Source organism: Butyrivibrio fibrisolvens (assembly GCF_023206215.1).
In the GTDB taxonomy this organism is placed as follows: domain Bacteria; phylum Bacillota; class Clostridia; order Lachnospirales; family Lachnospiraceae; genus Butyrivibrio; species Butyrivibrio fibrisolvens_C.
In genome coordinates, this window is the sequence record NZ_CP065800.1 from 3,748,456 (window position 1) to 3,767,800 (window position 19,345).

14 protein-coding genes are annotated in these 19,345 nt (G+C 40.1%); 6 read left to right on the plus strand and 8 right to left on the minus strand.

Going from position 1 to position 19,345, the window contains the following annotated elements; genetic code table 11:
- Window positions 1-28: 28 nt before the first annotated feature.
- The 6 genes from I7804_RS15705 to I7804_RS15730 form a co-directional block, all read right to left on the minus strand.
- Complete coding sequence (locus I7804_RS15705) at window positions 29-820, minus strand: GGDEF domain-containing protein (RefSeq protein WP_248404123.1); 792 nt, start codon at window positions 818-820, stop codon at window positions 29-31.
- A 35-nt stretch (window positions 821-855) separates the two neighbouring features.
- Window positions 856-1,968: an AI-2E family transporter gene (locus tag I7804_RS15710; protein ID WP_248404124.1), complete on the minus strand. Its 1,113-nt coding sequence runs from the start codon at window positions 1,966-1,968 to the stop codon at window positions 856-858.
- A gap of 387 nt (window positions 1,969-2,355) precedes the next feature.
- A complete protein-coding gene (locus I7804_RS15715) occupies window positions 2,356-3,459 on the minus strand; it encodes a sugar kinase (RefSeq protein WP_248404125.1) in 1,104 nt (367 codons plus the stop codon).
- 86 nt (window positions 3,460-3,545) lie between these two features.
- Window positions 3,546-4,184, minus strand: coding sequence for a bifunctional 4-hydroxy-2-oxoglutarate aldolase/2-dehydro-3-deoxy-phosphogluconate aldolase (locus I7804_RS15720; RefSeq protein ID WP_022756663.1), 639 nt, complete (start codon window positions 4,182-4,184; stop codon window positions 3,546-3,548).
- Between the two features lie 171 nt (window positions 4,185-4,355).
- On the minus strand, window positions 4,356-5,120 hold the full coding sequence (locus I7804_RS15725; RefSeq protein ID WP_022755393.1) for an IclR family transcriptional regulator: 765 nt from the start codon (window positions 5,118-5,120) through the stop codon (window positions 4,356-4,358).
- A gap of 151 nt (window positions 5,121-5,271) precedes the next feature.
- Window positions 5,272-6,627, minus strand: coding sequence for a sensor domain-containing diguanylate cyclase (locus I7804_RS15730; protein WP_248404126.1), 1,356 nt, complete (start codon window positions 6,625-6,627; stop codon window positions 5,272-5,274).
- Window positions 6,628-6,928: 301 nt separating this feature from the next.
- Here I7804_RS15730 and I7804_RS15735 point away from each other — a divergent pair, with 301 nt between their 5' ends.
- Window positions 6,929-8,629: a vWA domain-containing protein gene (locus tag I7804_RS15735; protein WP_248404127.1), complete on the plus strand. Its 1,701-nt coding sequence runs from the start codon at window positions 6,929-6,931 to the stop codon at window positions 8,627-8,629.
- Between the two features lie 111 nt (window positions 8,630-8,740).
- On the opposite strand, the gene I7804_RS15740 is transcribed toward I7804_RS15735, so the two are convergent.
- Complete coding sequence (locus I7804_RS15740) at window positions 8,741-10,099, minus strand: MATE family efflux transporter (RefSeq protein WP_248404128.1); 1,359 nt, start codon at window positions 10,097-10,099, stop codon at window positions 8,741-8,743.
- Between the two features lie 426 nt (window positions 10,100-10,525).
- Here I7804_RS15740 and I7804_RS15745 point away from each other — a divergent pair, with 426 nt between their 5' ends.
- Together I7804_RS15745 and I7804_RS15750 are read left to right on the plus strand one after the other, a co-directional pair.
- Window positions 10,526-11,221 carry a flagellin gene (locus I7804_RS15745; protein WP_022756667.1) on the plus strand — a complete coding sequence of 232 codons (696 nt, stop codon included), beginning with the start codon at window positions 10,526-10,528 and terminating at the stop codon, window positions 11,219-11,221.
- A 222-nt stretch (window positions 11,222-11,443) separates the two neighbouring features.
- On the plus strand, window positions 11,444-13,027 hold the full coding sequence (locus tag I7804_RS15750) for a sodium:solute symporter family protein (RefSeq protein ID WP_248404129.1): 1,584 nt from the start codon (window positions 11,444-11,446) through the stop codon (window positions 13,025-13,027).
- On the opposite strand, the gene I7804_RS15755 is transcribed toward I7804_RS15750, so the two are convergent.
- Window positions 13,006-15,174: a glycosyl hydrolase 115 family protein gene (locus tag I7804_RS15755; protein ID WP_248404130.1), complete on the minus strand. Its 2,169-nt coding sequence runs from the start codon at window positions 15,172-15,174 to the stop codon at window positions 13,006-13,008. The two genes, I7804_RS15750 and I7804_RS15755, sit on opposite strands and share 22 nt — an antisense overlap.
- A gap of 340 nt (window positions 15,175-15,514) precedes the next feature.
- Between I7804_RS15755 and I7804_RS15760 the strand changes: the two genes are divergently transcribed.
- The 3 genes from I7804_RS15760 (at window position 15,515) to I7804_RS15770 (ending at window position 19,287) form a co-directional block, all read left to right on the plus strand.
- Window positions 15,515-16,903, plus strand: a complete 1,389-nt coding sequence (locus tag I7804_RS15760) for a condensation domain-containing protein (protein ID WP_248404131.1) — start codon at window positions 15,515-15,517, stop codon at window positions 16,901-16,903.
- A 555-nt stretch (window positions 16,904-17,458) separates the two neighbouring features.
- Complete coding sequence (locus I7804_RS15765) at window positions 17,459-17,698, plus strand: acyl carrier protein (protein WP_027205316.1); 240 nt, start codon at window positions 17,459-17,461, stop codon at window positions 17,696-17,698.
- Window positions 17,695-19,287, plus strand: coding sequence for an AMP-dependent synthetase/ligase (locus tag I7804_RS15770; protein ID WP_248404132.1), 1,593 nt, complete (start codon window positions 17,695-17,697; stop codon window positions 19,285-19,287). The genes I7804_RS15765 and I7804_RS15770 overlap by 4 nt, the downstream gene beginning before the upstream one ends.
- Window positions 19,288-19,345: the final 58 nt, after the last annotated feature.

A 19,345-nucleotide genomic window follows, 5' to 3' on the forward strand; every position in this document is an offset into this window, starting at 1 on the left:
AAAGATAAAAGCTATATTTTATAACAAATCAGAGCATCTCAAAACGGTTACGGCCATTTTCTTTGGCCATAGCAAGTGCTCTGTCCGCCTTTTCAAAAATTTCTTCGCAAGACAGTCCCGAAGTAATAAGCGTTGCACCAAATGATGCTGTCACGTCCTTAACATCAGCAAAATCTTCAGTTTCGATCTTCTCACGGATTCTCTCAGCTACACTGGTCGTAGACTCTGCATCCACATCACGAAGAAGGATCATGAACTTCTCACTCTCCCATCTTCCTATAACGTCGCTGTCACGAAGTATCTGCTTGATGATATCAGCAGTCTTTCTTATAACATAATCTCCTGCATCATGACCAAGGCTGACATTGATCTGATCCAGTTTGTCTATATCAAGAAGGACCAGTGCAGAATTAAGTACCCCAGCCTCTTCTACAAGTTTTACAAATACTCGTTCTATCTCGGTTCTTGTATAAACTCCGCTAAGCGGATCCTGCTTGGCCTCAGATACTGATCTGAATTTTTTGCTTCCAATATCAGTCACTTCTGAGTTTTCAAGGATCATCATCACAAGAGTCGTCTTATCTACATCATCATCCTCTCTCACCGGACTTGTTGTAACAAAAACAGCCTCCACTGGGAGCTCCGGATATTTTTCAATCAGAAAATCAGATAATCTTTGAAGTATGTCCTTGTGTTTACCCGCTGAAAAAAGTTCAAGAACAACCGAAGTCGCTGATTCAAGCATATCCTGCTCATAAATATCGTCAGTGATCTTCTCTAAATCTTTTTCTGACTGTAAGGAATAAATATAGTGTCTCATGATAATCATCTCCTTAACCGCACATAGAAACCATTTTACACCTTGCCCTTACGTTTCTCAAGCCAAACTATAAACAGCTCTCTATAACTGAAATCTATGATCGCTGCAAATGGAATTGCCAAAAGTACGCCAATTATTCCAAATACTCTTCCAAAAACTATGATCGCTATAAGTATCCATACAGATGATATTCCAAGTGTATTGCCAAAAAGCTTGGGTTTGATCACATACCCATCCAATGTCTGTAATATCACTGTAAAGATCAGGAACCAGAGTGCATGCCAGGGATTTACAAGTACCAGTATAAATGCGCCTATAACTGCGCCTACTATAGGTCCAAATGTCGGAGCAAGATTAGTAACTCCAACAACAAGTGATATCAGTACTGCATATGACATTGAAGTACAATTCATAAATATCAGATTTGCAACGCCAACCAGTATAGCATCCAGAATATCTCCGCCTATATATCTTATAAGGATTGAATTACAACGTCTCCAGAAATCTGACCACTCTTTATACTGTTTATCGGTCAATATAAGGCTAAGGAGCCTTGTCATGCCTCCAACCATATGTTCCTTATCACTAAGGAAGTATATCGCCAATATGAAAGCTATCACTGAAGTGATGATAGATGTACCTATATTAACAGAAGTACTTACTATACTATTAATATTGTCAGGGAGATTCTCTGTAAACGAGCTCAGCATGTTAGTGCCCATATCTGTAAGAGAGTGAATATCTATCTTAAGTTCCTGTGCAGATGTCCCTACTCTTGAAAGAAGATCCTGTAAAGTTGCAACATAAACATCAAGATTGTCTATGATAGTAGAAATACTGTCTAATATCTGTGGTATAAGGGCTATCAGAAGTATAACAATAGCAAGTACGAAGGTCACAAAAGTCAGAAATACAGATAAACCTCTTTGTATTACATGATTTTTGATCTTTTTAAAAAGAGTCTTTTCATAAAAAACCATTAGTGGATTGAGAAGATATGCAATGATAGCTCCACCTATTATAGGTGAGATAAAACTATATAAGACTTTAATACCGGACCAGATGTTTCCTATATTAGAAATAATCACAAAAATAAAATGCCTGTGCACAAAGCGACGGAATATGCTACCCAGTTCTGCTTCAGCCATTCTTTATCAAATTTCATGTCAAATTCCTCCTGCATATTCAATCGTAACAACGAAACCAGTACCAGTCAACGACGCAATTATTAAAAAACTCTTACATTTTCAAATAGTATGTTACAGACTTCCCACTATAGTTATATATCGGTCTTTTATCCAAAAAGAAACAGCCGAGGAAATCCTCGGCCATGTCTTTGAAGTATGTATTTGAAATTTTGAAACTAGCAAAAGTTGTTAGGACATGCCCAGGAATGCATGGATGCATTCCTATGTCCTTATTACAGGATGTAATTCGGACATGTCCAGGAATGCATGGATGTGTTTCTATGTCCAAGAATTACAGGATGTAATTCGGACATGTCCAGAAACACATGGATGTGTTTCTATGTCCTATTATCTCTTTACACGAGCACCTGCGCCGCCCATGATTGCTTCTACTTCATCCTTGGATGCCATAGATGTATCACCAGGTGTTGTCATTGCAAGAGCGCCGTGTGCAGCACCGTAGTTAACAGCTGCTTCAGGATCCTCTGTAGTCATAAGTCCATATACAAGACCTGATGCGAATGAATCACCACCGCCTACACGGTCCATGATCTCAAGACCAGGATATTCTTTGGACATGAAGATCTCTCCATCTGCCCAGCACATAGCCTTCCAGTCGTTGACAGTAGCTGTCTTAACTGTACGAAGAGTTGTAGCTACAACCTTGAAGTTAGGATATGTCTTAGCTGCTTCATTAATCATCTTCTTGTAGCCATCGATGTTGAGGCTCTTGAGATTCTCGTCATTGCCTTCGATCTTGAAGCCAAGGCAAGCTGTGAAGTCTTCTTCGTTACCGATCATAACGTCAACATACTTAGCGATCTCTTTGTTAACTTCCTGAGCCTTCTCAAGACCACCGATAGCGCTCCACATAGAAGGACGATAGTTGAGGTCGTAAGATACGATTGTGCCGTACTTCTTAGCTGTCTTGATAGCAGCGATAACTGTCTCACAAGACTGCTCAGAAAGAGCTGCATAGATACCGCCTGTATGAAGCCATCTAACTCCAAGTGTTCCGAAGATATAGTCGAAATCGAAATCTTCAGGCTTAGCCTGTGAGATAGCTGTGTTAGCACGGTCAGAACATCCAACTGCTCCACGGATACCGAATCCTCTTTCTGTGAAGTTGATACCGTTTCTGCAAAGGCGTCCGATTCCGTCTGTCTTCTTCCAGTTGATAAGGGATGTATCAACACCGCCCTGCTCGATGAAATCCTTCATGAGCTTACCAACTTCGTTATCAGCAAAAGATGTGATAACTGCTGTATTCATACCAAAGCACTTGTGAAGGCCTCTGATTACGTTGTATTCTCCGCCGCCTTCCCATGCACGGAAAGAACGAGCTGTACGGATACGTCCTTCGCCCGGATCAAGACGAAGCATGATCTCACCAAGTGATACTGCATCAAACTTGCATTCTTCTGCAGGTCTTAAATTCATATTTACTTTCATTGTATTTTCTCCTAATGTATAGTTTTAACTTTTGGATATTCGCAGGCTGCAACCTGATATTGAACTTACTATAAGTTCAATATACCTTATCCGCGGATCTCTTTAACGATAGCAGCTGCCTCGGCAACCATCTCTTTTATCTTATCGAACTCACCGTTTTTGATCATATCTTTCTTGACCATCCAGCTTCCGCCGCATGCAAGGATCTTGTCATATGCAAGATACTCTTTTACGTTCTCTGCATTGATTCCGCCTGTAGGCATGAATTTGAGCATTGTATAGGGTGCAGAGACTGCCTTGATCATCTTAAGACCACCGGCAGGCTCTGCTGGGAAGAACTTAACAATATCGAGACCAAGCTCGATAGCCTGCTCCATCTCAGTAGGTGTCTGAGTTCCAGGAGTAACAGGGATATTCTTTTCAATACAGTACTTAACAACCTTAGGATTAAGTCCAGGGCTTACGATAAACTTAGCGCCGGCTGCTACAGCACGGTCAACCTGCTCTGTTGTAAGGACTGTTCCTGCACCAACAAGCATATCAGGGAACTTCTCAGCCATGATACGGATAGATTCCTCTGCTGCCTCTGTACGGAATGTAACTTCTGCAGCCGGAAGACCACCTTCCATAAGAGCCTTTCCAAGTGCCTCTGCGTCCTTAGCATCATCAAGGACTACTACAGGGATGATTCCGATTTTCTGGAACTTTTCAAGTACTGCGTTCATAATTATTCTCCTTATTAAAAAAACTATTATTGTCAGTTAAAAGTTTCATATTGTGAAACTCGTTTTCATATAATGGTTTTGACAGTTTTATTATAATCTCTCACAAACTTATGTCAATAAGTTATATAAAGTTATTTTGCACCGATTTTTGTAAACACTTTCATGCAAAAATCACAAAATCGGTCTTATAGCATCAAGGATCTCATTTCTGGTCTTGAGCATATAATCTGCAAGCTTTAAAAGTCTTCCATCATCCATTCTTGATACAGGAGCAGATATACTAAGAGCATATTCTGCAGGTTTGCCGGGAGCAGACAGATCTGCTGCAACGCACCTTACGCCCAGCTGATTCTCCTCATCATCTATGGCATAGCCTTCTTCCCTAACCCTTGCCAGTGTCTCTTCAAAGTCAAGATAGTCGGTAATGGTATTTGGAGTGAGCTTTACTATATTGCTGTCTTTCCACATACGTCTGACTTCATCAGGCGAAAAAGTAGCTGCCATAGCTTTGCCAACGCCAGAGCAGAACAAAGGTATACGGCTTCCTATATGTGATACCATCTGTATGGTATTAGTACGTGATTCAACTTTGTCTATATATATTGCTTCATTACCATCTCTTTTTACAAAATGGACAGTCTCACCTGTAAGTTCCATAAGGCTTTTAAGATGGGGACGAACAACTCCTATGATATCAACGCGGCTCATGACTTTGCCTGACAGCTCTACTATTTTCATAGTAAGAACATATTTGCCTTCTTCTGTCTGTCTGACATATCCCATGTACTGCAAAGATGTCAGTATTCTGTGTGTTGTGCTTTTATTAAGTCCAAGTGCTGATGCTATCTCCATAAGTCCTGAGGAGTCTCTTTCTGCCAGAAACTCTACAACGCCAAACAGTCTGTCAGCAACCTGTATAGGGTTCTTATCTTCCATTTGAAACATCCCTTCCATTCAAAAAAGTGTAGTAAAAATGTAAATGCTTCCATACATTTTGTACCACACTTTGAGTTTTTTCACAATCTGAAATTAATTTCCGTATTATAAAACCTGTATACTATCACAAAAACATTCTAAAAACCTGTCATCATCTGCTATGGCCAACCTTTTTATAATATTCCTTCTTTTCTTCGTACATGTATTCATCAGCTTTCTTCAACAGGGCATCAAGTTCAAAACAAGTATCCGACCATATGCTTCCAAGCGAGTAGGACATACTGATATCTGCAGCTGAAGATGATTCCTCGTTTTCCAGCTGTTTTGATATTTTCTTAAGGTATTCTATCTTGGTCTCAAACTCTTCTTTGCTTATATTAGGTACGATAACTACGAACTCATCGCCTCCAACTCTGAACACATCCCTTCTAAGGAATACTCTGGACAGTATCGAAGCGATCTTGATGATCCTGGCATCTCCTGAATCGTGCCCCAGTTCATCATTAATCATCTTAAGGCCGTTAACATCAGCATATGCGATTCCTACGCTGCAGTCCATGCCTTCAAGTTCTTGTATTCTCAGGTTAAAGGCATTCCTGTTATTTACATTGGTAAGCTGGTCATGGATTCCCATGAAGGTCAGCTTTTCAACAAGGCGTCTTGAATGGATCTCAGCAAAAAAGGTGATCGCAATTGTCTCAACGAGGTATTTTACGACGCGTATATTTTTTTCATTATAATTATCTATTATAAAATAGCCCGCTATGCTGCTGTCTATATAATAGGGGGCCAGTATCATGGATCTGGTGCCCTTTGAGCGCAGAAGTTCATATAAAGGCATGCTCTCATTACGGATTTTCTCTATATCTTCAATGATAAGAATCTGCCCCTCACAGATAAGCGGCTCAACATATCCGATCCTCTCCATCACAAGTTCAGGTGCAAAGTCATCATCCATTATATTCTCATCTTTTTGCCACTCGTACCTGATGATCGGCTGTCCATGATAATATTCTATGATATAAGACTTCTCACACTTAAGGCAGTCTCCGATAAATCTCAAGGCTCTGTGAATATTGATATCAAAGTCATCATCTTTAGAATGGATCATCTTGGAAGTCTTAACTATAACTCTGTCAGCTTCTGCAAGATCTTCGTTTTCTATAGAATTACCATTAAGAGAAAAGGTGTCAAACAAAGTCATGGCACAATAGCCATCCTGCAAAGTTCCAAAAGCCATCATATCAAACCATGGACCATCTTTTCTGACATTGTCAAAAAATACAGCTTTTTCTTTGCAATGAGCCGCGCTGCATAAATGAGTATATACGTTGCTGCTAAGATATCCCATGACCTCTCTGTAAGAGCGGCCTTTGACATCTGCATCCGCATTGTCTGTCATGGACAAAAAGGCCGAATTGGCATAGATAAAGAAAGCCTCGCCATCATCATCACCTGTTTCGATGACTTTCAAAACGGCGTAGCCATAGGGTATATCATCATACATATTAAAATTATACTTATGGTATAACTCCTGTACTAGTCTTGATGACAGTCTCAGTTTTTCATCAAATCCCGGCACGCCCATGTCCTTTCTCTAAATCAGTACTCTACTAACTAAATATATCGGCCAAAAAACATGATAATTAAAGCAAAAAATTTTTTGACTTAATATGTGACCCTTAAAAAAATGCCTCCGTCTATATAAATGTACCGAACAAAAGATATGGTGTATAGGCTTGTACATCTTCCCCAAAAGATAAACCTGTAAATGCACCCATCTCAAATAAATAAATGGAGGATATATTATGAAGAAAACATTTGTAAAAGCTCTAACACTGACAACTTCTCTCACGATCCTTGCAGGATGCTCATCTTCCGTCCAGGTAGAGACAACTAATGATCAGGCGACAGATCAAACTTATAATACAATGAGTCCTTGTATTATTGAAGATCCAGCCAGCGACTATAAGTGTGTTGAAATATCCGGTGATTATTATGTTGATAACGAGTGCACTGATACATCCGGCTGTGAAACCGACAGCTACGCCTATGAAGAACCGGATATGAATACAGAAGAATATACCCAGCAAGTCGAAAACGGCTTCACAAACGTATCCGATAATGCACTCTCTACATTTGGAGCAGACGTTGACACGGCATCATATACCAATTTCAGAAGACTTGTAAATAGCGGATATACAATTGATACTATCCCTGAAGGATCCATCAGAGTTGAAGAGATGCTCAACTATTTCGATTATGATAACCTAAATACAAATGCTGTGAATATCTCATCAGATGTACAGGAAGCTTTCAGCGTAACTTACGAAACAGGAACCTGCCCCTGGAATACAGAAAACGGGCTTTTAGTTATGAACGTAAAGGCCAATCAGACTCAGGTCGATAACGCAGGAACCAACTTCGTATTCCTTATAGATACTTCAGGTTCTATGTCAAGTCCTGAAGAAGAGAGGATAGGCCTTGTAGTACAGTCATTTAATGCATTCCTCGAAACGCTCTCCGGTAATTATACTATCTCAGTTGTTACATATTCAGGATCATCTGAAACTCTCATCGAAGGTTCCTCTGACAAAGGTCAGATCAAAGAGGCCTTAACTGCAGCCTACAATAGCTGCGTACAATACGGCGGCGGCACCAATGGCTCCGGAGGAATCACAGCAGCTTACGAGATTGCCAACAAGTACTTTATAGAAGGCGGCAATAACCGCGTCATCATTGCATCCGATGGTGATATGAATCTGGGTCTTACATCTGCAACAGAGCTTACAGACCTTATCACTTCAGAAAAAGAATCCGGTGTATTCCTTACAGTTCTTGGTTTTGGCGCAGGCAACTACTCAGATGCCAATATGGAAGCTATTGCAGATGCAGGTAATGGTAACTATTTCTACATCGATTGTCTAAGTGAAGCCAAGAGAGTTCTGTGCGATAAGATTGCAGAATCAACTGTTACTGTAGCCAAGGATGTAAAGTTTCAGGTAGAATTCAATCCTAATCAGATAAGCTCCTACAGACTTGTAGGATACGAGAACAGAACAATGGCAGCACAGGATTTTAAAGATGACACTAAGGACGGCGGTGAAGTTGGTGCCGGTCAGGATGTAACTGTAGTATACGAACTTGTATATGCAGATGGTGAAGGATCAGATTCAGATCTTAGATACCAAAACGGAGTCCAGACAACTACAGAAGCTGATTCTGATGAGATCCTGGCTCTATCTATCCGTTACAAGAAGCCGGAAGGCAAGAACTCTGATAATGAAAAGTCTGTAGAACTTAACTATGTAATAACACCATCAGAAGGTGATAACTCTGCATCATTCACATTTGCAGCAGCAGTTGTTGAAAGCTCCCTTATAATCTCATCAAGCGCTTATAAAGAAAATGCCAATCTTGAAAACGCGACAGCACGTGCGCAGAACTCTGCAGGCGATGATCCATATAAAACCGAATTCGTAGCCCTTCTTAAACAGCTTCATCAATAAGTGGTCATAAGAAGTTATAAAAAAACAAATGCCCCTTACCTCCACAAATTAAAAAAGTACCCTTCTTACCTTTTCATCAGGTTAGGAGGGTACTTTTGGGTGCTGCTAAAGTTATAATGACGGGGTACGTTTTAATTTTTTGCCAGAGGTAAAAAAGTAATATATAAGGAACATGACTGATGTAACAGTCCAGGTAATAGGATATGAGTAAACTACTGTTGTTATCTGGTTCCTAAGTGGAAGTGCATACATGATCCACGCTACTCTCAATAGGCACACTCCGGTTAGCGTTAATATAGTGGGGATAATAGCTTCGCCCATACCTCTAAGTGCCCCGGAGCACATCTCTACACTTATATACAGTATATAATACGGCACCATGGCACACATCATAACATCACCAAAAGCAAGTACATCCTCTTCTGTTGTAAACAATGATAAAAGAGGCATTCTGAAGATATACATAAAAGTTGACAACATGATAGTGAATATAGCGGTTATGATAAAGCCTTGTCTGACTGACTGCCTTACTCTGTCGTATTTGCCGGCTCCGTAATTCTGTCCTACAAATGTTGTTACGGATATGCCAAGTGATCCTGTGATCATCCATAACAGTACATCGATCTTGCCATATGCTGCCCATGCCGAAACAGCGTTCTTGCCAAAAGAATTGATAGCAGACTGTATTACAAGATTGGACAAGGAGTACATTGTAGACTGAAATCCTGCAGGAAGGCCTATATGCAGAGTTTTGATAAGTATATTCCTGTCAAAAGATATCTTTGACATATACAGTTTATAAGACTTATCAAGGTGAGTCAGGATATACAGTATAAAGAGTCCGCTTATTGTCTGGCATATTATAGTAGCTACTGCAACTCCGGCAACTCCTAGGTTAAGGCCAAGAACAAGGATTATATCAAGTACTATATTACAAAATGTTGCAAGGATAAGTACGATCAAAGGTCTCTTGGAATCACCTACCGCGCGCAGTATCCCCGCGCCCATGTTGTACATAAGGTTAGGTATCATTCCTATAAAATAGATTCTTAGATATAATACTGACATCTCAACTGTATCCTGAGGCGTATTTAAAACTTTTATCCCCCAGGGAGCCAGGACTAAGCCTGCTATCATAAATATGGCACCGCCTGCAAGTGCCACAGCTACTGCATTATGCACAGCCTTGGTCACATCATCCTGTCTTCTTGCACCATAATACTGAGCTATTATTACAGTTGCACCTGATGCAAGGCCTGTAAAAAAGCCAACAAAAAGATTAACTATCATAGCTGCGGAGCCGCCTACGGCAGCAAGTGCTCCCGAACCCACAAATCTTCCTACTATGATAGCATCTACTGTGTTATATAACTGCTGAAAAAAAGTTCCAAACAAAAGAGGAAAGAAATACTTTAGCATCTCTTTCCAAATCACGCCTTCTGTTATCGCATTATCCGTTTTTTTTCTCATTACAAAGCCTCATTATTTCTGACTTTCATAACTTGATATGATTAACAATGATATTAATTCAATTATAATACTCTACTGGATTCAGTCAAAGTTATGAAAGTCAAGTACTTCCTTGTCCTTATATAAGGACATAGATATAGATTCTAAGACAATTTTCATTGCAAATCAACTAGTGTACTGTCTAATGAGATTATTCATAAGGATTTTGGGGCATTTTTTTACTTATTTCATTCTCTAGCCATGCATATTTTTACAATCGGCATAACATTCTTATCATATTTTTAATCATATTTTAATATTATTTTGTATTGCGTATTGTTATTAAGAGTTTTATAATCAAAATAGAGTAAATAGAATGATTGTTTTTAGTAAGATAAGTTCTATGAATATGTCTTAAAGCCTACGGACAGGCTTAAGGAGTAAGTTATGAGTATGAATGTAGCAGGTGTTTCAAGCTACCATTCCAACACAGGGAAGTGGATGAAACAACTAATAAGTGGAAAAAAGATAAACTCCGCAGCTGACGATGCTGCTGGCAGCGCCATAGCCCAGAAGCTTAAAAGCGCTACAACAAGTGCCAATGTCAGCGCTTCCAATTATAATTCGCAGATTCTAAAGAGTAATGTTGCTGATGGCGCCATGAGCGGTATGAATTCATACCTGTCTGATATGACTTCAAAAAGCGTACAGGCTTCCAATGACACTTTGACAGGAAGTGATAAGTCTACCATCTATGATCACATGAATGTTCTAAGTAAGGGTGTATCTTCACTTTCAAATACTACCTACAATGAACAGAATGTTATCTCACAGGACGTGGCATCATCTGCTACTCCATCAGGCTTTGATCTTAGCTCTATAGAAAGTGCAACAGACTCGTTATATTCTGCAATGGCCGCGAACGGAGCTGCAAGTAATGCAGCATCACATGCAGCCAATATAGCATCTATTTCTGAGATCAATCAAGCAGCAGCTCTTAGCCGTATAGAAGATGCGGATATGGCAGCTGCGTCTGTAGGACTTAATACTTCAAAGACTCTTGATCAGGTCAATAATGCAATGCTTAAAAAGCAAATGGAAGATCAGGAAGAAGATAATAAGAGAATACTTGGCGTAAGCTAAGTTAACGACTTTAGAAAATGCTCCCCAAAAGAGTATATCGCAACCCGCCAAAAGGATCGGAATGTAATGTTCCGGTCCTTTTTGGTGTTCACCTATTTCAGTTTACTAATACACTTCTTTGTGTTAACATTTATAATAACAGTCATTTTAACGATTTAAAGCGTTGCGTTTTAAAGCAGTAAACAGCAAGAGAAAAACTATTCTATCATGGGGAGGCCTAAAATGGCAGTAAAAATCTTATTTCTAATCATCTTTTTTAGCGTAATGATCTTTATCGGAATTGCAACAAGAAAACATGCAGGTAGCGTAGAAGGATTCGTTCTTGGAGGACGATCTGCCGGTCCCTGGCTTACAGCATTTGGCTACGGTACATCCTATTTTTCTGCAGTAGTATTTGTAGGTTATGCAGGACAGTTCGGCTACAAGTACGGAATATCTGCCACGTGGGCAGGCATCGGCAACGCTGTCATAGGCTCTCTTCTTGCATGGCGTATTCTTGGAAGGCGCACAAGAGTCATGACCAAGCATCTTGATTCTAAGACCATGCCTGACTTTTTTGGCAAAAGATTTGAGAGTAGGAGCCTTCGACTTGCTGCTGCCCTTATCTCTTTTGCCTTTCTGATACCATATACATCATCTGTATATAACGGTCTTTCAAGGCTGTTTAGAATGGCTTTCAATATTCCCTATGGCGTATGTGTTATCGTAATGGCCGGCCTTACCTGTGTATACGTAATACTGGGCGGCTACATGGCAACTGTTGTCAACGATTTCGTGCAGGGTGTTATCATGCTCTTTGGTATATCTGCAGTTATCCTCGCAGTCCTTCATAATAACGGAGGATTTATACATGCGCTTACAACACTCTCTACGTATGAATCAGATCTGTCTGTTACACAAGGGATGCAGGGTGCCTTTACTTCTTTCTTCGGGCCTGATCCTCTTAACCTTATGGGCGTTGTCATCCTAACATCCCTTGGTACATGGGGACTTCCTCAGATGGTTGGCAAGTTCTATGCTATCCGCGATGAGAAGGCTATCAAGGCAGGGACTATCATATCCACACTTTTTGCAATGGTAGTAGCAGGAGGTTCATACTTTTTGGGCGGTTTTGCAAGACTTTATAGCGGCAATGCTGCAATCCTTAATGCTGACGGCTCTGTTGCCTATGATGCCATAGTTCCGGCTATGCTCTCAGGGCTTCCTGATATCCTTATCGGAATAGTAATAGTGCTGGTACTCTCAGCTTCCATGTCAACTCTGTCATCGCTTGTACTTACTTCAAGTTCATCTGTTACACTTGATCTTGTAGCTCAGATCAACAAGAAGATGTCGGACAAGGCGCAGCTTCTAACTATGAGAATCCTTCTGGTTATGTTCATAGCATTATCTGTTATCGTAGCACTTAATCCTCCGACATTCATAGCTCAGCTTATGGGCTATTCATGGGGAGCGCTTGCAGGTTCATTCCTTGCACCCTTCCTCTATAGTCTGTACTGGAAAAAGACAACCAAGGCTTCTGTATGGGCCTGCTTCATATCAGGAGTTGGCATCACTATCACCAACATGATATTCCACTACATAGCATCTCCTATTAACGCCGGCGCATTCACCATGGCTATAGGTCTTGTGATCGTCCCTGTAGTGAGTCTTCTAAGTCCTAAGATGAATGAAGATCATATCGATAAAGTATTCGACTGCTACAATCAGAAAGTCACAGTTGAAAAGCGCTACAGCCTTGAAGAAGATGAAAATGAAACTGAAGATGAAGAGGAAGAAGATATTCAAAACAGACTTGATGCCTGATCATCTATAAGTTCCCACATCTTGTCATCTGTAATATGAGATTTAAGTCTTAATATCAGCAGGACCTTGTCACCACCAGCGTCCTGCTGATATTTTCTTTGCCATTTATAAAAGTGAGGACCATCTCCAAGAACCCTTAAATAAGACATGAGGCTTTGAGCTACGTAGTAGGACTGCCTTATATCTGATTCGCAGTCATTGGCATAAAAGCCCTTCCATATGCCATGTTCATGACTTCTCATAGTATCGTAACCTTTCTTAAAGACTTTGGAAGAAAGACCTGCTTCATAGAAAGCTTTTATGAACCTCTCATCTCCAGTTCCTTCAAGTACCGCTTCTATAGAACTGCATATATGCAAGGCTCCAAGATAGCTATAATACAGGTACTGAACCTGGCAGATCAGATTGTCATCAAAAACTATAGCTGCCTTCTTATCTCCTGCAGCTTTTAGTTTATCTTCTACTGACATACAAAATCCAAGATACTCTTTGTATCCTTCTACAGCATCTTCATATTTTTCCTTGAAATAATAAACCTGGTCTTTTAGACTATGCCTGTCACAAGCCCACTGTAATTCCAAGGAAGGAGCTATCTTATGATGCCCATCCACATCATTTTCTATTATGTGATACTGTCTTATAAAGCTATCTACAAGGATCCTGGCGCAGTGATTGGCATACTGCTCTCCTGCATGGTCATCTTCATTTGGTCCGTACTTGACGCTGTAATAGGGCCACAAGCTGTACGCCTTTTCAACCATTTTGTTTAGAGCAGAGTCATAATACCTATCTACATAGGCAGATAGATGATTACTTATAGTATATTTTTTATCATTTTGATCCCTACTTATTCCATCTCTCCAAAAAACTGCCATAAGATCAAGGTAATATGTATGAGGCTTAACATTAGAACAGTTAATGATCCAGGAATCGTCTCCTCCACGTTTAAGTACTTCGCAAAGCTCATCTTCTACAAACTCCGGCGAATTAGGAAGCATAGTCATCATAGCTGCTGCCTGCAGATCATAGAAAGATGCATGATAATAGATCCCATGAGCGCCTGTGTCACCCCTACCGGGAAGTGCCATAACTCTTGGATTATGATTGTTCTGTCTCCTTGATACCATCTTGCCATAGCCGTTATCAGCCCAGATCCTTATAACATCATCCGGAAGGTCGATGTATCCTCCTTGGTATAATTCCATGATCTCTCCGTAGAGATTAGTACAGCATACAGCGCCGGCATCGTGAGATCTGACCATCTCATACTGTTTTCTTATAAGTTTTGATATAAGCTGTCCTCTTTTAGCTTTGGTATCATAAGAAGGATCATCTGCCCAGAAAGGTCTGTCTCCTTGCCCTCTGAATCCAAGATTCCATATTACGTGGTATTTTTTCTGCTTAGCGATAGCCTTCTCCCAAAGCCCTATAAACAAGTCAGGATACTTGTCAAAAGAAGCTTCAAGCTTAGGATATACTCTTGAAAACATCTCTGCACCCAAAGGTTCAGCATGATGATGAGTTATATATAGGCCATATTCATCTGCAAGATCTCTGAACCTAGCTGCATTAAAATCAGTCCCTGGGATCGTCATATTCCCCCCGCAGCGAAGAAGTGCTTCAAAAGCCATCTCCCAGGGATAATCCTCTTTTACACTGCCATCTACTACAGGCTTCCACTCACTAAGTAAAACCTCATCATTAATAAACCATCCCCTGAATCTAACCTTGTAAGGCTTTGATTCATATGTATAGTCATCCGGAACCTGGTATCCTCTTTTTTTCTTAAATACCTGTTCATTCCAAAACCAGAACTCACCAACTGATAAAAAAGTTTTACTTATGTGATATATCCCATATATAAGTCCAAGATCATCTGATGCATAAATCCCGAGCTTATTATGCTCCAGCGCCTTTATAACAAAACATTCTTTTTGTATATATTCTTCTTTTTGTATATATTCTTCTTTTTGTATATATTCTTCTTTTGGTATACATTTCTCTTTTTTTAATACAATATCCAAAAATCCCCCGCCACTTCTAAGGCAAGTATTTCTGATATCTCTTTCAAGCGCACTGACAGTGCGTCTTACCGCCCTTGATAATATACTATCTGCCACAATCTTAGTACTATATCCAATCTTCATAAATAAGAGACCACCTCCTGATTGTAATGATATAGTAGCGCCAACGCAAAAACCACTTAATTTAATTAAAATAAAATGCATTTTCAATCAATGTTTACATCAATTTTTATAAATCACAAAACGCCCCTCAATAACCAAGTAGCCCCTCTAGTCTTTTTATCGAACACAATATATCGTTTTGTTCGATAAGTCTCGGTCAATTTTTAATCGTTTGTTCATTAACTCTCCTTGCCTATGGATTCGTTATTTCGTCTATGATATTTTGTTTTTTAAGTTCTAAAGGTTGAAATTGTTCTATTGCCAACCACAAATCACATAATCAAAAGGGAGGAGTTAGTAAATGTCTGATAAGTACCCGTTAACCGCAGCACAGATGCTCCACTACAGATGGATACGCCAATATCATACCCAGCAGGTATCCGGCCTTAGCGTAGTAGCATCTTTGAAAGCGGATCTTGATTTCGATATACTAAAAAAATGTATCGAAAAAGAACTCGAAAGATATAAATGCCTTAGAGTTCAGTTCACAAAGCCTGATAAAGATGGCCTTATCTGCCAGTATATCCCTGAAGAAAACAATATAAGCATATCATATAAAGATCTGTCTGATATGTCCCTTGCACAGGCAGATGACATCCTTCAAAAACTTGCTTATACGACCTTTGACGGCGATGATATCCCCATGTGCGAATTCATGCTTGTAAAGCTTCCTAACGGATACAACGGTTTTTGGATCCATATAGATCACCGCCTTATGGATTCCTGCGCAGTAGTTGTTATGGTCAATGACATCATGTCGCTGTACACCCATTACCGCTTTGGAAGCGACTATCCGGAACCTCTGGCTGATTATGAAAGCGTTCTTACAAGTGACCTAAAGAAAGCTTCAAATGAGAAAAGGCATGCCAAGGATCAAAAATTCTGGAATGATCTTTTGGATGAATGGGGAGAGCCTCTTTATTCTGACATTCAAGGACCATCAGTACTAGAAGCTTCAAGAAAAAGACATAAGAACAAAAACTTAAGAGCTGCAGATATAGAACTTAAGGATCTGTTCGTCGCAGTTAAGGATTATCAGCTTGATCCTGGATCAAGTAGCACTCTTATGGACTTTTGTATGAACCATCAGCTGTCCATGACCAATCTCCTGCTGCTGGGACTGCGAACATATCTATCTAAAGTAAACAATGGTCAGGAAGATATATCTATTGAAAACTTTATATCCAGAAGATCAACAAGAGACGAATGGACTTCTGGAGGAAGCCGCACCATCATGTTCCCTTGCAGGACAGTGATATCTTCTGATACAGAATTCCTCACTGCCGCATATGAGATCCAGAATATGCAAAACCGCATCTATATGCACAATAGCTATGACCCGGCCCTTATATGGGACGAGATCAAAAAGCGATACAACACCCCGGATAACACTTCATATGTAAGCTGCTATCTGACTTACCAGCCACTTACTGTAAAGCCTGACAATCCATACCTTAAAGATATACCCCTTCACACTAAATGGTTTGCCAACGGAGCAGCTACCAAGAAGATGTATCTCACCGTATCCCATACTGCAGACGGCGGTATGAACTTCTCCTATCACTATCAGACTGCTGTTCTTAATGAAAAGGATATAGAGCTTTTAAATTATTATCTTATGAGGATCATATTTAGAGGCGTAGAACAACCAAACTTATCAATTGAAGAGATCATAAGTTTGAAAGTGTAACATTTTCAAACCCAAATTGGTGACGCGAGCTTCACCAATTTGAACCATTAGCCGCTCGCTTTGCTCGCGACATAAGGTCAAAAAATGGTCTAAAGAAGGAGGTTAATATTGTCAACTACCACGCACCTAAAGGTACGTGGCTTGCGACTCCCCTGTAGTTCGTTGCAATAACTCCTACATTTTGTCGGTGTAACTTCCGTGGGGTCGCATCATGGGACGGTTGACACCGCCCCTTACAGACAAGACATGCTTATCTGTAACTGTATCAGGTACTCTATATATTAACCTCACGGATAATATATTCCCATGCCGTACAGTAAACGCTAATGCTTGAGTATATTTTACGTAACACCAAGACTTATGTGTTACAACCTCATATATACTTGCCAATGTACAAAGAGTGCCTTTGGTGAACAGCGCACCTAACGGTTTTCTCGTAAAACTTGCTGTTGAGTATATTATAGCATGTATGTTCTTGGATAACAATTTACAAGGCTCCTCCCACCGCCCAAGGGCAGTGGGTTTCCGCCTACGACAACCGAAAGGAATTTATTTATGAAAAAAGAACTGTTATTCAAATCTATTGTTGCTCAGTACTGTAAGATAAAACCCGAAGATATCAAGGATGATCTTAGATTCCGTGAAGATCTTGGGCTTAGCTCACTTGATTTTATGTCAATGCTTGGAGAGCTTGAAGATGAGTTTGACCTAAGTCTTGATGAAGACAAGGTCATCAATATCCGCACTATCCACGAAGCTCTCAATCTTATTAGTAACCCGGAGGTGGCAGGATGACACATACAATCAAAGATCTCTGGCAAAAAAGCGCCCAGTCTTATCCAGACCTTACTGCCATCAAATATCTGGATCATAAGAACATCTGTAGGGTATCATATAGAGAACTTGACGAAATGATAAGCATGATAGGAAGAGGGCTTTTAGTCAAAGATTATAGCTCTTCCCACATAGCTATAATAGGCGAATCATCATATATGTGGGTTGCTTCATATTTTGGAATCGTAACAGGAGGCAATATCGCAGTTCCTCTTGATGCATCCCTTCCTGAAGATGAGATCACAGATCTTATTAACAGAGCAGACTGCGAAGCCCTGTTTGTAAGTCCCAAGCTTGTTAATATCATAAAAGCATCTTCCGCTAACTGTCCAAAGCTACGGGATATATGGTATATGTCAGAATATACTCCGGAAGGCATTGCCGATGAATCCTTTAAGGTGGATAGTATTTATAATCTTATGTCCCTTGGAACTCTCACATCATCTCTACCATCTCCCAGTGAAGACGACCTTGCAACTATAATCTTCACCTCAGGAACTACCGGTAAGAGTAAGGGAGTAATGTTAACACATAAGAACCTGTATGATAATGTTGTAAACGTAGACTATACTGCTGATCCCGGAGCAGTAGTTCTAAGTGTACTTCCCATCCATCATGCATATTGCCTTGTAATGGACTGGATGAAAGGCTTTTCTTTAGGTGCATGCATATGCATCAATGATTCACTAATGCATATGGTCAGGAATATGAGTATCTTTAATCCTGATATCATGCTGATGGTGCCCCTTATGATAGAATCTGTGTACAAGAAGATCGCAGCTGCGATAAACTTATCTGCTTCTACCAGCACGCATTCTTCTATAAATGCAGCTCTAACTACTAAGATATTTGGATCAAATCTTAAGATAATCTTTACTGGAGGTGCTCATCTTGATCCATACTATATTGATAGGTTCAATGAATTTGGTATTGATATATTCGAAGGCTATGGTATGTCAGAATGCTCTCCTGTTATCACAACCAATACATTGACAGATCATAAAAAAGGTTCTATCGGAAAGCCGCTTGCAAATGTGGAGCTGTCCTTTGAAGATGGTGAGATCCTTGTTAGAGGTACCAGTGTTATGAAAGGGTACTACAAGATGGAAGAAGAGACAGATAAGGCTCTTAAAGATGGCTGGATGCATACAGGCGACAAGGGATACCTTGACGATGACGGATACCTTTATATAAACGGAAGAGTCAAGAACCTTATCATATTATCAAACGGTGAAAATGTATCCCCGGAAGAGATTGAGAATAAGCTCTCACTAAATCCTTTAGTTCGTGAAGTGGTAGTAAGCGGAGAAAATAACGGCCTTACAGCATCCATATATCCTGACGAAGATGTAACCAAACAAAAAGGCCTGTCCAAAGATTCAGTTCAGGAATCTTTACAGGCCATAATAGATAATTTTAACGCTGCGCAGCCATCCTACAGGCATATCACAAAGCTTATAATACGAGACGATCCTTTTGAAAAAAATGCTACAGGCAAGATCAAGCGCTTTGGTAATAGCCAGACAGGGTCATCCCAAAAGGCTGTATAGACTTCATAACTATCTCAGATTATTTCTTACGGCAGACATTGAATTATATATATGAATC

Coding starts and splice junctions, on each gene's coding strand:
- I7804_RS15770 (WP_248404132.1), top strand. CDS start 17,695: ATGACACATACAATCAAAGATCTCTGGCAAAAAAGCGCCCAGTCTTAT.
- I7804_RS15745 (WP_022756667.1), top strand. CDS start 10,526: ATGAGTATGAATGTAGCAGGTGTTTCAAGCTACCATTCCAACACAGGG.
- I7804_RS15755 (WP_248404130.1), bottom strand. CDS start 15,174: ATGAAGATTGGATATAGTACTAAGATTGTGGCAGATAGTATATTATCA.
- I7804_RS15710 (WP_248404124.1), bottom strand. CDS start 1,968: ATGGCTGAAGCAGAACTGGGTAGCATATTCCGTCGCTTTGTGCACAGG.
- I7804_RS15740 (WP_248404128.1), bottom strand. CDS start 10,099: ATGAGAAAAAAAACGGATAATGCGATAACAGAAGGCGTGATTTGGAAA.
- I7804_RS15705 (WP_248404123.1), bottom strand. CDS start 820: ATGAGACACTATATTTATTCCTTACAGTCAGAAAAAGATTTAGAGAAG.
- I7804_RS15750 (WP_248404129.1), top strand. CDS start 11,444: ATGGCAGTAAAAATCTTATTTCTAATCATCTTTTTTAGCGTAATGATC.
- I7804_RS15735 (WP_248404127.1), top strand. CDS start 6,929: ATGAAGAAAACATTTGTAAAAGCTCTAACACTGACAACTTCTCTCACG.
- I7804_RS15760 (WP_248404131.1), top strand. CDS start 15,515: ATGTCTGATAAGTACCCGTTAACCGCAGCACAGATGCTCCACTACAGA.
- I7804_RS15765 (WP_027205316.1), top strand. CDS start 17,459: ATGAAAAAAGAACTGTTATTCAAATCTATTGTTGCTCAGTACTGTAAG.
- I7804_RS15715 (WP_248404125.1), bottom strand. CDS start 3,459: ATGAAAGTAAATATGAATTTAAGACCTGCAGAAGAATGCAAGTTTGAT.
- I7804_RS15725 (WP_022755393.1), bottom strand. CDS start 5,120: ATGGAAGATAAGAACCCTATACAGGTTGCTGACAGACTGTTTGGCGTT.
- I7804_RS15730 (WP_248404126.1), bottom strand. CDS start 6,627: ATGTATGATGATATACCCTATGGCTACGCCGTTTTGAAAGTCATCGAA.
- I7804_RS15720 (WP_022756663.1), bottom strand. CDS start 4,184: ATGAACGCAGTACTTGAAAAGTTCCAGAAAATCGGAATCATCCCTGTA.